The organism is Streptomyces sp. NBC_01217 (assembly GCF_035994185.1).
Lineage (GTDB): Bacteria > Actinomycetota > Actinomycetes > Streptomycetales > Streptomycetaceae > Streptomyces.
This window is the reverse complement of the sequence record NZ_CP108538.1, coordinates 5049397-5062481: the sequence shown is the minus strand read 5'-3', so window position 1 is coordinate 5062481 and position 13085 is coordinate 5049397. Positions and strand designations below refer to the sequence as shown.

The following is a 13085-nucleotide window of genomic DNA, read 5'->3' as shown; positions in this document are numbered from 1 at the left end:
CCGGATGCGGCCGGGGCCGGTTCGGCGAGGCCGGGACCGGTGGGTTTCGGGGGAGGCCTTCCAAGGGGGGACGGGGACGGGCGCTCATGCCGCCTCCCGAGGCCGGGCGCTGCGGATGGAGCTGTCCAGAGCGCTGCGGATCGTGGCGCGGCACTCAGCAGCGGTGAGTCCCCGGGCCTCTCCAGCCCCTTGGAAGGCTTCTTCCACTTCGTGCCGGGCGAGGTCGCCCCATGCGACGAAGCGCCCCACCTTGAAGGCGCACCGGTTGAGCGTGTTGTTGCCCTGCTTCTCCGGAGCCTTGCGGACCAGGTTGCACTCCCGCTCCAACGCAGCCCTGCCCGCCCGGCTGCCGCTCACGACGGGCGCGATCAGCGGCCCGACGGGCGTGGGGCGGGTCGGTTGGAGCAGCCCGAGCAGCCAACCGGGCAGGCCCATGATCGGGGCGGGGTCAACAACCTCGTACGCGCCGGTTGCCGTGGTGCTGCCCGCGGCGACGACGTAGCCGCCCCACGCCCGGGTATCCACCAGGGGCGCGAGCGTGCCCGCCGTATTGCCGAGACGGGTGCCGGGCGGGGCGGTGAAGTACAGGTGGTGACCACCGCTCGCGGTCCGGGTCCGGTAGGTGGCGGGGACGGCCTGTCCGGCGCGCTCACAGAGCGCCTTGAAGGTCGTCACGCCGCAAGGCGTGCCCTTACTGCTGTTGGGCTTGGGCATGTCGAGGTCGACGACGACCAGCCCCGACGGGCCCGTTGCGATCCCGATGTTGAACGGCCGGTCGGCCCACGCCCGGCGGATGCGGTCCGGGTCGATGGTGGCCCGGTCCTCCCACTTGCGGTGGCCGCCCGCGCAGTCACCGAGGCCGGGGCAAACGGTCTCGCCGTGCAGGGCGGGGCGCTTGTCGCCGGGTCGGAGCGGGAAGACGTGCCACCCGCGGTCAGCGGCTTGTAACGCTGCACAGAGCAGCGCGGTGTTGAGGTCGTGGGTCATGCTGGGTGTCTCCAGTTCTCTTGAGTGCTGGCAGACGAGAGCGGCCCCGGATCATTGGCGTGAGACAGGGGCCGCTTTCGGCGTTCAGTTGTGGAAGCGGTTGGAGTTCGGGTGCTGGTCGCACCAGTCCTCTGCACACACCTTGTGGACGGGTTCGCGGTCGTGGGAGCGCATCGGGGTGGGCTTGCCACAGAGCAGGCAGGGGAGGTCGCGGTGTTTGTCGAAGTGCCGTGCGTCGCGCCAGTCGAGTAACGGCATAGCGGTCAGCCGTGGAAGTGGTTGCGCTTGATGACGGCCTTGCGGATGTTCACCGTGGTCGCGCCGCGCTGGTTGGCGGCGGTGAGAATCTGGACGGCGATGAAGCCGCCGAAGATGACGGCGGCCAGGATGATGAGCTGCTGGACCAGGGCCGCGAGGGCGGCGATGAACGTGGTCAGCAGAACGAGACCACCGCAGACGGCACCGAAGCCGATGCCTCCGAGGGCGATGTTCACGGCCGTGCGGGAGACGAGCGGCTTGGCCACGACTGGTTCGGGCTGGGTGGGGGCGATGGCGTAGCCGGTGATGACGCGTCCGTCGGGCAGGACGATGGACGTCACCGCCGGGACCGTTGTGGGCTGGACCGGCACGAGCGGCGCGGTCGGAAGGGGCGCCATGGGGGTGGGCTGGTGGATGGTCAGGGCCTGCTGGGTGGGCAGGTGGGTGGTGTTCTCGGGGAACATGCGGAATCCCTTCCTGTGCTGGGTCAGGGAGGCGGAAGCACCCCCATCGGGAGGTGCGTAGAGGGGTGTTCAGGGGTGCTGAGCTGGGGTGACTCCCTGAGTCCCTGAACATCATTTGTGCAGCTCAGGGCCAGGGAGGCGGGTCAGGGAGGCGGTCAGGGAGTTCTCCCTGTCTCCCTGGCCCGCCGGGGGTGCGCTCCCTGTCATCCGTCGGCGGAAGCGGAACCGTCGGTGTCGTGGTTGGTGAGGGCGCGGGCGACGCGGTCGCGGCCGACGACCATGCGCCCATCGGACTTGTACGGCTCGGCCCCGGTGCCGTCCAGGACCCGCTTCAGGTCGGCGTGCGTCCACTTCCCGTAGGCGTCCTCGGACAGCACGGCGAGCCGCTGCAGCACGTCCTGCGTGAGCACGCGAGGTGTGTCCGCGATGACGGTGGCGATGTCGGCGAGCGGGTCACGGTCCTGGTCGCGCTCGATGACGTGGAGGGTGGTGACGCCGTCGCGCATGGCCTTGGCGCGTGCGGTGATCTGCGCGGCGGTCTCGGTGTCGATGTAGTGGGTGCGGACGGTGATGGATGCCTGGCCGGCGGGGATCTCGATGCCGTCGCTCGCGACGACCAGGGTTCCCTTGTCCAGGCCGGGGCGGAGCAGGTTCGGGGCGGCGCCGCCGTCGACGGCCTTGTCTCCCAGCGCCATGCGGGCCTGCGACTCGGTGCCGAGCGCGAGGGACGCGCGGGTGTGGGCACCCTCGCGGACCAGCTTGGGAAGGTTCTGGTCGGTCGGGTCCTGCGTCCCCTGCCACAGCGTCACGTTGACCGCACGCCCCTGGTTATGGATCTTCCGGGTGGCCATGAAGTACCGGGACGTGGCCTTGGACCCGCCATACGGGCGCTTCTCCCCGTCGACCACCGGGCACATGAACGCCACCTGCGCCTCGTCGACCAGCAGCACGAGCGGCGGGAACACCGTTCCGGGCGGGGCCTGGAGGCGCCGCTCCATCTCGCTGACACCGCTCTCGACCATCTCGGTCGCCTCGATGACGTGGTCGTCGGTCGGGCCCTGGATCAGCACCGTGGCCAGGCCATCGAACATGGCCCAGTCCCCGGCACCCTTCAGGTCGGCGATGCGGAATTCCACCGTGCGGTCCAGCGCCAGCCACAGGGCCAGCGCCCGCAGGGCTGCGGTCTTGCCTTGGTTGGACAGACCGGTGATGAGCAGGTGGCGCTGGTACAGGCTGATCGCGGCGGCGTCGCCGCGCAGGTCCTGGCCCCACGGGGCGCGTCCGGTCTTGTAGTTCGCGGTCAGGTCCTGGTCGGTGGTCAGCGGGGACGGGCCGATCGGCTCATCCAGCGCGCCACTGTCGGCGATCCACAGCCGGACGGTGCGGGCCGCCTGCGGGATGGTGATGAACACTTCGTGCTCGTGCCGGGCCAGGTTCTCGGCAAGCTTGCGCCGCCTGCCCTGGACTTCGTTTGTGGAGACGCCGGAGGGCAGGGTCACGTCCACCTCGACGCCGCATCCGGCGATCCGGATCGGGCCCAGCATGGAGGCGCCCGCGTCGCCCATCTCCTTGATGGCGTTGCGCAGCGGGGCGATGCCCAGGTTCCGCAGTGCGAGGACGACGATGGACGGCGTGATCGGCTCACCCTCACCGCCACGGGCGTTGGCGGGGAGCGCCCACTGGGGTGCGGCCTGCTGGTGCTTGCCCACCGCCCACAGACCGAGCAGGGCCGCCCACGGACCGAGCGTGACCAGGGGCCCCCAGGTCACGGTGATGATGACGACGATCCAGCGGACCAGCTCGATCACGGCCATCGTGGGCGCCGCGATGTCGGTGAAGTCCTTGTTCGCGACGGCGAGCATAATGCCCACGAGCAGGAGACCACCCGCCCCTATACCGGCCCCGGCCGCGATGCCCTTGGCGGCGTCCATGGGGGCGGTGAGCAGGTCCATACGGCGGCGGTGGCGGTCCTGGCGGAACCGCTGGCCGCGCTCTTCCCACTCGGCTGCCGCTTCCATGTTCCCCGCGGCTTCGGCTGCACGGAGCAGGCGTTCGTAGCGGGAGGCGGTGCGGCCCTCCCAGGTGCGACGGGCCACGATCCTCGTGCCACCGAGGACGTAGAGGCCGTGACGGGCAGCGGCGCGGCAGGCGGTCTTGGTGCGTTCGTGGGTGGCCATTGTGCGGACGCCCCGCGCGGAGCGCACCCACAAGGGCACAGACGGCGTTCCAGCGGCGGGCGCTGCTACAGCAGCCGACGGGGCCGCTGAAGGCGCCTCAGGGGCGGGGGTGGTCTCTTTGAAGAGGCGGACGACGTTGTCGCTCATGACGGAACGACTCCTGACTGCCCCCGGAATGCGGGGGCGAAGAAGAGGGGGGAGGGGTGCCGGGTGGTCAGGCTGCGGAGGGGACGACGCGGCGGGCGAGGTACTCGACCCCGTACGCCTCGCGCTCCTCCTGCTCCAAGCAGCGTTCGCACTCCCGGTTCTGGCGGCGGGACAGCCGCTCGACTCCGAGGTCGTGGCGCAGGCCGGACACGATGCGGTCGCGGACGCCCTTACGGCTGAGCTGCATCGCGTGGACCAACTCATGCACGAGCGTGGTCGCGAACGTGGCCTCGTTGGGGTGCTGTTCGATGTTGATGACGATCAAGGCCCCGCCGTCGGCGAGCGGGATGGTGCGGCCGGCAACGTCGTCGGCGGCCCGTTTCGCGGCCCGAAGCGCACGGGACTGGACCCACTTGTCGACGTCCCCGGCTGTCTCGACCTCAGCGGCGGTGACCAGTTCCGCCATGCCCCGCCCGGTCGCGAGAATGACCTGAACGTCGGGCATCTTGCCGGGAACGCCCCGCTCGACGACCCGAACGGCTTCCCCGGCCAGACGCTTGGCGGTGCGCAGGGTCGCCCCGTAGCCGGGCAGCTTGTGCGTGCTCACGGTCAGCTTCACTACGTCGTCTCCGTTCATCACCGCAGCTCAGGCGGCAGACTCGGTGTCCAGGTCGGAGCAGGGAACGCACATGCCGAGCGAACGCGGGATGCAGTACCCGGCATCACGGCGGCAGCTCGGGCAGGTACGGCGCGCGGCCATGGCCTTGGCCAGTGCTGCGGTGCGGCCCGGTGTCATGGGGCGTACGGGCTTGGCCCGGTCGACGCGGTACAGGTACGCGACCAGCGGGGGGCGCCGACGACGTGGCCGCTGAAGTTCAGCGGCCACGCCCTGGCCACCCGGCCGAAGCCCCATCGCGCGAAGCTGACGGCGAGTCGCATATCCATCCGGAGCCAGCCGCCACCGATAGGTCGGCAATGCACCCATCAGGCGACCTCATCCATGACAGGCGCGTCGATCGACCGCTCAGCCCGCAGCGTCTCGCGCAGCACACGAGCCTTGGCGGGGGAAGTGCGGACGGCCTTGCGGATGCCCTCAGCGGTCAGAGCACCGACCGCCCAGTCGGCGGTTGCCGATCGGGCCTCGTCGAGCAGTTCGTCATCCGATCGAGTCCGGCGGGGCGTACGGGCCGCATCCGGCACTCGACCGGTCGCCTGACGCAGTCGGGTCGACTCAGCCGCCACCGCCCCGACCGGTACCGGCTCGATCGGCTTCGAATCGACCACCACCGAGGCGGGAAGCTCCACCAGGGCGTCAACTGCCGCCACGGGGGCGGGAGTCGACTCTTCCAGGTCAGAGGTAGACCGTTTTACGGTCGTCTCGGTCGATTCCTCCGCAATTGCGGGATCGACCGGTCGGTGGTGCAGAACCTTGGCGACCAGATCGGACCCGAAGTAGATCGACCCGACCGGCAGCGACGTAGCGAGCAGGACCAGGGCCCAGTTCGCGGGGTTCCAGTCGGCCAGTCGACCCCAGTCGACCGACCCGCCGTGCAGCTCGGGAACGAGCCCGTGGACGTAGTTCAGGACCAGTGAGGCGACCGTGTACGCGGCCAGCACCCGCAGCGCGAACCGCTTGTCGGCTCGATCGGTCAGCACCAGAGTGGCGACCAGAGCGAGCGCCATCAGGCCGTCGACGACGAACGGGTAGAGCAGCGCGGCGGTACTGTCGGCGCCGATCGCACGGGCCACGTCCCGCAGCGCGTTCCACGACACCCGGAACGCCATCGCGACCACAGTGACCAGAGCCAGGACAAGCAGCGTCTTGCCAGTGCGGTTCATGCCGCGCCACCCGTCAGCACCATGGTGGTGCGGTTCGCCAGGGCCCGGCGGGCGGCAAGGACCTTGCGACCGGCCCGGCGGATACGCCGCTCATCCAGCTCGGTCGGCGTGCGGTCCAGCGTCATGATCTGCGCGTCCAGCAGCTCGACTTCCGCCCGGATGAGCGGCATCTCCAGCTCGATCGCGTCCAGCTCAGCAGCCGACGGGCCGCTATCGAGCGACGCGGCCGTAACAAGGTTCTGAAGTGCAGCGATGGTCTTCATGGGTCGTTATCTCCTAGCGGTAGGACGGCCCAACAACAGCGGCCCCGGTGTCTCACCACCGGGGCCGCGCGCCGTCTGCGGGTGAAGCAGGAAGAGGTGTTCCGGCTCCCCTCGACCCCGCCCGTACGACCGCATGGGCCGGACGGGCGGGGGAGGCAACCGGCCTCAAGGCCAGGTCAAGCAATGACGCGAGGGGCGAACCGTCCCTGCCGGTCCAGCACGGACGGCGCCCACATACTTCGGCGACTCATCGGGACTCCTCTCTGTCGTGGCCATCGGGATCAAGCACTGCAAGGGGGACCTTGTCCCCACTCTCCGGCCGTTGCTCGCGGTCACCGGGCCACCTCACCAGTCGGGCCGAAGCCCTGTCCCCTGGCCTTTAGCGGGATTGCAGCGTCCCCGCCCCCTGCTCAGGAGCGGCCGCACTCGGCCGCTCCTGACGTGCACCCACCAGCCCGAAGGCTGCAGGGAATAACGCACAAGCGGGCACACTTGAAGGAGCTGCACCACTTGCTCAACTTGTTGGTACAAGCTGATGTAGTGATGCTGCACCCACAGACCGTGAGTCGTCAAGGGATCGGGGTCCACATGTACCAACAAGTTGAGCGAGTGCGTCATGATGGGCGCATGAACAAGCAGCCGAAGTACCGGCAGGTGGCCGACGCACTGCGCCGCGAGATCGACAACGGGGTCTATCCGCCGGGATCGCGACTGCCCTCCGAGAGCGACCTTTCAGCCCGGTTCGAGGCATCCCGAAACACCGTGCGATCAGGGCTAAGCCTGCTGGTCACTCAAGGGCTGATCTCGTCCAGCCAGGGGCTCGGCTACGAGGTGACCAAGCACGAGGTGTTCGAGCTGAACGCCTCCCGGTTCGAAAATCTGAGCTTCCCTCAGAACGGGGATGCGTACAGCACTGACGTCACGAACGCGGGGCGCCGGCCAAGCCAGACGTTCCGGGTGGAGTTGCAGCCCGCACCTGAGTACGTCGCGGAACGGCTGCTGGTCGACGCAGGAGCCACAACTGTTCTACGGCACTGCCATCGCTTCGTGGACGACGTGCCGTGGTCGACGCAGGCCACCCACTATCCCGAGTGGCTCGTGAAGCAGGGGCCGCGCCTTACGGAGCCGGGCGATATCGCGGAGGGCACGACTCGCTATCTCTCCTCGCTCGGCATTACGCAGATCGGGTACTTCGACGAGATCGCAACCCGCATGCCGACGCCGGAAGAGGCCCGGCTACTGGAGATCGGTGCAGGAGTACCTGTCCTGCTCTGGACGCGTACCGGCTACTCCGACGAATGCCCGATCCGGTGCACCATCACAACGTTCCGGGGGGATCTGAACCGGATGAACTACGAGATCGGCGACCTGTCCGGCCGAAGCGAGAACGAACCCCAGTGAAGATCATCCTTGCTCAGCCGTCCGATCTGCCCAAGCTGCTCGCATTCCGTGAGGAGGCGGCGGCTTGGCTGCGGAGCCTTGGCTCCGACCAGTGGAGCCGCCCCTACCCGGCGGATCGGCTGCTGGCCACCATCGAAGCCGGAACCGTCTTCATGCTGCGCGATCAGCAGACGACGGCTGCAACGATCACCCTGACCTCTGAAGCGGAGGATGGGCTCTGGACGGACGCGGAACTGAGCGAACCGTCGATGTTCATCAACAAGCTCACGGTGGCACGCACGCACGCCAGCCAGGGTATCGGCGGGCGGCTCCTTGATTGGGCGGGAGACCGGGCGTACCGAGACGGAGCGAAATGGCTGCGGCTCGATGCGTGGACTACGAACGAAGCACTCCAGCGGTACTACCTCCGGCAGGGCTTCGAGCACGTGCGTACGGTCCGTGAGGGCGGCGCCGTTAACGGCGGGCCTCGCGTATCCGGGTGGCTTGCTCAGCGTCTTACCGGGCCCACGGAACACGGCTTTGAGGACCTGACGGAGTGAGTCCCTTCGCCAAGAGTCGGGCCGTCTGTGGGCCGTCAGAGGGCGACCGACAACAACCAACGACGACCACCAACAACCGCTCAATCCCAGGTCAGTAGGGGCGCAGGACTCGCTGACCAGGGATGGAAAACGGGCCCATCAGACCCAGGGCAAGAAGTAGTCGCTGTAGTTGGACACGCCCCCGTCTGCGGTTCGCCGCAGACGGGGGCTGCTGTTTTCACCACGCTCGGACTCAGTCTCGGTCTCGGTCTCCGACTGGGACTGGACTCGGCCGCGAACGCCTGTGCGTCAGCGGCAGGTTGAGCGGCTCTCCGGCTCCTGCCGATACCAAATGCCCTGCTGAGCAGCGATATGCCCCAAGGTGCGCCCGTCGCCGGGCGAACGTATCGCGCGGGCTCCGCGTCACCCGCGAGCGCTGGCGCTACCGTTTGCCCCAGCACCGGCCCGCGCACGGGCGGAGCCGACCGGGCGGGCCGTGCAGAGAGCAAGGAGAGCGGGGAGAGCAACCATGGGCGAGCCCCTGAAGACCTTCGTCGGCGGTGCCGAAGTCGACGTGCCCAACAGCATCCCGGCCATCCGTGCCGCGCTGCCCGAGGAGAGACGCGAGGAGTTCGACCGGGCCATCAACGAGGCCGGTGTGGGCGAGATCCAGGCGGTCATGCGGCACTGGATGCTGGAGGCCGTGCCCGATCCCGAGGCCGAGAAGATCCTGGACCGGCTGGCGCAGGACGAGGCGGAGAGGCGGAGCGTCGCTTGAGCTTCCGCATCTCCTACGCCCCGCCCGCCGACGACACCCTGGCCAAGATGCGCGAGGGCGAGGTCTTCCGGGACCAGATGGCGCGCACCCTGGGCCTCGACCCGTACGGACACGGGTCGTCGGCCGTCAAGAGCGAGCGCGACCGCCGCGAGGCGACGGTCGCGGGCGCGATCGTGCTCTATTACGTCTCCGGGACCGTCCTGATCGTCACCGTGGTGAGACTCGTCCCGCTGCCCTGAACAGGCCCTGGAGTAAGACCCGTTCAGGAACAGGATCCGGATCCGAAGCGGGCCTACGCCAGCTTGGCCGCCTGGCGCTCGACCAGCGCGGTCGGCAGACCGAAGTCCGCACCCCCGCCGGCCGCGGCCAGGTTGAACGCGGAGAACGAGACGACCGTGGCGCCCTGGCGGAAGGCCACGAGCTTGAACGGGCTCTTCTCGCCGTCCTGTTCGACCAGCACCGTCCAGGCGAGGGCTTCCTCACCGGCCTTGATCTGCTCCTCGGTGATCTTGCTGACCTTCTGCTTCGTACCGGCCGCTGTGAAGGCGAAGCCACCGGCGCACTCGGTGGCCGCCGTGCGCAGTCCCGCGATCGTCTCCTCGGCGCCCTTGCCGTCGTACGAGGCGAGGCCGATCTGCGTCGTCGTGATGTCGAACGCGGCCTGGAACGCCTCAGCGGGATCCGCGCTGTCCTGCTTGTCCTTGTCGCCCTTCTTGGGCTCGCTGACGGAATGACGCTGGATGGAGGCCGCGGGCTTGCCGATCGGAGCGCCCATCAGCGCGTCGGCGAACGCTGTGCAGGCCTCCTTCTCCACGGTGACGGCGTCAGCCGTGATGGTGTCCTTGGCCGTGGCCTTGGCGATCTTCTCGCCCTCGACGTCGCCCTGGGCCAGCGCGGCCTTCTCCAACTCGGCAACGGTCAGCGCCTTGACGGCCGGATTCGCGGCGGCGGACTCCTTGCCCTTGGTGTCCGATCCCTTGCCGTCGGAACCGGAACCGGAGTCCGAGCCACCGCAGGCGGTGGCGAGCAGAGCCAGGCACACAGTGCTGGCGGCAACGGCGGTACGGCGCATGACGGTGGGTCGCATGGTCCAGGTCCGTCTCTCTGAGCTGGGATCTTCGGGTTTTGCACACTCTATGAGCGCAAGTTGGTTTGACGATCAATCAAAAGGGCATGGGATGCGATCGTGACGGCGCTGTGATCTTCCTGTGAAGACCTCTTCGCCACCACAATCCGTACCGGATCCCAATACAGAGGGACATTTCCAGCCATGGAGACAGGTGGATCAACCGACGCAACCCTGGCCGTTCTCCGTGCTGTTGGCGTGGCGGAGGACCGGATCGCCGCAATCGCGCCTCTCGCCGGAGGCACGTTCAACACCGTCACCCGGGTGACCCTCACCGACGGCGACGGCGACTGGGTGGTGAAGACACCGCCGCCCGCGACCGCCAAAACGCTGATGAGTTACGAGCGCGATCTGCTGGTCAACGAGGTGGAGTTCTATGTCCGTGCAGGCGGCTCGACGACGGCGGTCCCCCGCGTACTGCACAGCGAACTCGCCCCCGACGCCCCGACCGGCCCGTACGTGATCATGTCGGCGTGTCCGGGGCGGCCCTGGTACGACTTCATATCCGGCGCGGCCGACCGCACCCTGTCGGCCGCCGAGGAGCGCCGACTCAGGAGCGAGCTGGGGCGGATCGTCGCCGGTCTGCACTCCGTCACCGGGCCCGGCGGATTCGGCTATCCGGCCCAGGCGCTGGGCCCGTTGGCCCCGACCTGGCGACAGGCGTTCACCGCGATGACGAACGCCGTGCTCGCCGACGCCGACACGTACAGCGCCCGCCTGCCGCGCCCGACGGACCGGATCCGCGCGCTGCTCGCCGCCGCGTCGCCCGTACTCGACGACGTCATCCGGCCCGCTCTCGTCCACTTCGACCTGTGGCAGGGAAATCTGCTCGTCGACGGGGAGCCGGGGGCCCGGACGATCGGCGGGATCATCGACGGGGAGCGGATGTTCTGGGGCGACCCGGCCGCCGACTTCGTCTCGCTCGCCCTGCTCGGGGATGTGGAGAAGGACGAGGATCTCCTCGCCGGATACGCGTCGTCGGCGGCGGACGGGGCCGTGGTGTTCGACTCGTCCCTGCGGCTGCGACTCGCGCTCTACCGCTGCTACCTCTACCTGATCATGCTGGTGGAGACCGTTCCCCGCCGCTCCCCCGCCGAGACGCGGCAGTGGGTATGGCGCGAGGTGGGGCCGCAGCTCGAATCGGCCCTGGTGGACGTCGAGTCGGCGCTGCGGACCCGGGAGTGACCGCAGCGCCGACGCCCGTCAGCGCACCAGCGCGCGCTGTGCGTCGTGCAGGTTCGGCGGCCACACCGCTTCCGGTGTGCCGTACGCCTCCAGCCGCGTGTGCAGGTCGCCGGTGAAGTCCGGGACGTCGATCTGGTCGAACTCCGTCACCTCGCTGACGCCGACCGTCGCGCTGTACGGGGCCAGCCCGTCGATCCGCATCAGGCCGGCCCGCCCGTTGGTGACCCGGATGTTCCAGTGCGTGAAGCGGGCGCCGAAGAGCGGTCCCGCGCTCGCGTCGCCGCCGTGCCGGCCATTGTTGTTCACCGTGATGTCGGTACGGACATTGGCGAACGGCATCCCGCGGTGCGAGTCGAACGTCCCCATCTCCATCTCGCCGCGCGACCAGACGTTGTAGCTGGACAGCCCCTCGACGTTGATGCCGTGCAGCTGCGTCCCCGCGGGCGCCGGAACGGTGCGCCGAGCGATGGTGAAGTCCTCGATCAGGTTGTCGTGCGAGCCCTCGCGGAGGTAGTACGGGTGGTGGGAGCCGCGGCCCTCGACCCGTGTGCGGCGCAGGGTGCAGGCGGACGCGCCGATCAGCCCGAAGCCGTTGTCGACGTGGCGGACGGTGATGTCGTCCGCCCAGCAGTCGTACGCGCACTGGAACGCGACCCCGTTGTACCCCTTGTCGAGCAGATGCGGCGACTGCGGGGTCTCGACCGCTTCGAGGGTGAGCCCCTCCACGCCGGAACCGGTGAGCGGCGCGGCGAGCGTGGTCAGACGCGGGTCCCACTCGGGCCGTACATCGAGCGGAAGCGGGCGCTCCAGCGTGATCCTGCGGCCGTGTACGGAGGTGACACGGACCGGCCACTCGTAGGGGACGTACGAGGTCAGCTTGGTCTTGTCGTCCCAGTAGTACGCCTCGGGGCCGGGGCCGCCGCCCGCCATGTGCTCCAGGAGGGTGTGGTCGGCGTCGTCGGCGAGGCGGAGCAGGACGAGCTGGCCGCGCTTCAGGTGCTTCGCCGACTCGACGGTGACCGACCGGTCGCCGCGGCGGGCGGGTGCGACCGTCGTAAGTGTCTGCCACTCGTCGCGCTTGTTGCCGGTCCAGCCCTCGAAGGGCCAGGCCTTCGCCTTGATGGCATCGGTGAGCGGGGTCCAACGGTCCTTCGGGCAGAGCCAGATGAGGCCGCCGGCCCAGGACCAGCTGGACTTGTCGCCGCCGTAGCGGCTGCCGTACACGCCGATCAGCTCGGTGAGGTTCTTGGTCGCGTACAGCTTCGTACGTCCGCTGCCTGCACCGCGCACCACCACATTGCTGTGGCCGATCCGGATGATGTCGTCGATGCGGTACGTGCCTTCGGGGATGAGCACCGTGCCACCGCCACGCTCTCCGGCAGCGGCGATGGCACGGTTGATCGCGGGGGCGGCGTCGGCGGAGTTGTCCGGCTTCGCGCCGTAGTGCAGGACGTCGGCGACGAAGCCGCGACCGGTGCGGCGGGGCAGGTCGGAGCCGCCGCGGTAGCCGGCCCGGCCGATGAACGGGACCTGCGGGTGGGTGAAGGGCGCGGCGGCGAACTCCCGCCAGAGGGGCGTGGCGCGCCGGACCCCGGCCGCGGACGCCTGCCCGGCCGCGGTGTCGGCGGCCGTACGGGCTTCGGCCGTACGGGCTTCGGCCGTACGGCTCACGGCGGATGCCGTGCCACCGCCGACGGTGCCGGTGGCCGCCGCCGCGGCGACGGCTACCGCGCTGCCGAGCAGCCCACGTCTGCTGATGTTCCCCATGGTCGCCATGAAACCGAGCCGCCTTTCATGCATGTGAACGACGTTCATGTCTGCGTCGGCGGCGAGCATGCCACGGCGCCAGGGCGCGGCGAAAGAGTCGTGCACCGGGGAAATCTGCGTACGGAGACAGCCGGTCGACCCGGTCGGTCCGGTCGAGTCAGACGAGCGAGCGGCG

15 protein-coding genes are annotated in these 13085 nt (G+C 69.2%); 5 read left to right on the top strand and 10 right to left on the bottom strand.

Features of this window, described 5'->3' with window-relative positions:
• Positions 1-84: 84 nt before the first annotated feature.
• The 8 genes from OG507_RS22600 to OG507_RS22565 all read right to left on the bottom strand — a co-directional run bounded on the left by OG507_RS22600 (position 85) and on the right by OG507_RS22565 (position 6135).
• Positions 85-987 (bottom strand): bifunctional DNA primase/polymerase, encoded by a 903-nt coding sequence (locus OG507_RS22600; protein ID WP_327369006.1) that lies wholly within the window; start codon positions 985-987, stop codon positions 85-87.
• An 84-nt stretch (positions 988-1071) separates the two neighbouring features.
• The gene (locus OG507_RS22595) at positions 1072-1245 is read right to left on the bottom strand and encodes a hypothetical protein (RefSeq protein WP_327369005.1); all 174 of its coding nucleotides are present in this window, start codon (positions 1243-1245) and stop codon (positions 1072-1074) included.
• A gap of 5 nt (positions 1246-1250) precedes the next feature.
• Positions 1251-1709 carry a hypothetical protein gene (locus OG507_RS22590; protein ID WP_327369004.1) on the bottom strand — a complete coding sequence of 153 codons (459 nt, stop codon included), beginning with the start codon at positions 1707-1709 and terminating at the stop codon, positions 1251-1253.
• A gap of 203 nt (positions 1710-1912) precedes the next feature.
• On the bottom strand, positions 1913-4033 hold the full coding sequence (locus OG507_RS22585) for an ATP-binding protein (RefSeq protein ID WP_327369003.1): 2121 nt from the start codon (positions 4031-4033) through the stop codon (positions 1913-1915).
• Positions 4034-4100: 67 nt separating this feature from the next.
• The gene (locus tag OG507_RS22580; protein WP_327369002.1) at positions 4101-4640 is read right to left on the bottom strand and encodes a hypothetical protein; all 540 of its coding nucleotides are present in this window, start codon (positions 4638-4640) and stop codon (positions 4101-4103) included.
• 39 nt (positions 4641-4679) lie between these two features.
• Positions 4680-5018, bottom strand: a complete 339-nt coding sequence (locus OG507_RS22575) for an RRQRL motif-containing zinc-binding protein (protein WP_327369001.1) — start codon at positions 5016-5018, stop codon at positions 4680-4682.
• Entirely contained in the window at positions 5018-5872 is an 855-nt protein-coding gene (locus OG507_RS22570) for a DUF2637 domain-containing protein (RefSeq protein ID WP_327369000.1), read from the bottom strand. The genes OG507_RS22575 and OG507_RS22570 overlap by 1 nt, the downstream gene beginning before the upstream one ends.
• On the bottom strand, positions 5869-6135 hold the full coding sequence (locus tag OG507_RS22565) for a DUF6284 family protein (RefSeq protein ID WP_327368999.1): 267 nt from the start codon (positions 6133-6135) through the stop codon (positions 5869-5871). Before OG507_RS22565 ends, OG507_RS22570 begins: the two co-directional genes overlap by 4 nt.
• A 627-nt stretch (positions 6136-6762) precedes the next feature.
• Here OG507_RS22565 and OG507_RS22560 point away from each other — a divergent pair.
• From OG507_RS22560 to OG507_RS22545, 4 genes are all read left to right on the top strand, one after another.
• A complete protein-coding gene (locus OG507_RS22560) occupies positions 6763-7536 on the top strand; it encodes a GntR family transcriptional regulator (RefSeq protein ID WP_327368998.1) in 774 nt (257 codons plus the stop codon).
• Entirely contained in the window at positions 7533-8075 is a 543-nt protein-coding gene (locus tag OG507_RS22555) for a GNAT family N-acetyltransferase (protein ID WP_327368997.1), read from the top strand. Before OG507_RS22560 ends, OG507_RS22555 begins: the two co-directional genes overlap by 4 nt.
• A 508-nt stretch (positions 8076-8583) precedes the next feature.
• Positions 8584-8832 (top strand): hypothetical protein, encoded by a 249-nt coding sequence (locus OG507_RS22550; RefSeq protein ID WP_327368996.1) that lies wholly within the window; start codon positions 8584-8586, stop codon positions 8830-8832.
• Positions 8829-9071: a hypothetical protein gene (locus OG507_RS22545; RefSeq protein ID WP_327368995.1), complete on the top strand. Its 243-nt coding sequence runs from the start codon at positions 8829-8831 to the stop codon at positions 9069-9071. Before OG507_RS22550 ends, OG507_RS22545 begins: the two co-directional genes overlap by 4 nt.
• 53 nt (positions 9072-9124) lie before the next feature.
• Here the strand turns inward: OG507_RS22545 and OG507_RS22540 are convergent, their stop codons facing one another.
• Entirely contained in the window at positions 9125-9919 is a 795-nt protein-coding gene (locus tag OG507_RS22540; RefSeq protein ID WP_327368994.1) for a hypothetical protein, read from the bottom strand.
• Between the two features lie 183 nt (positions 9920-10102).
• Here OG507_RS22540 and OG507_RS22535 point away from each other — a divergent pair, with 183 nt between their 5' ends.
• On the top strand, positions 10103-11143 hold the full coding sequence (locus OG507_RS22535; protein WP_327368993.1) for a phosphotransferase family protein: 1041 nt from the start codon (positions 10103-10105) through the stop codon (positions 11141-11143).
• Between the two features lie 18 nt (positions 11144-11161).
• Here the strand turns inward: OG507_RS22535 and OG507_RS22530 are convergent, their stop codons facing one another.
• A complete protein-coding gene (locus OG507_RS22530; RefSeq protein ID WP_442811112.1) occupies positions 11162-12979 on the bottom strand; it encodes a glycosyl hydrolase family 28-related protein in 1818 nt (605 codons plus the stop codon).
• Positions 12980-13085: the final 106 nt, after the last annotated feature.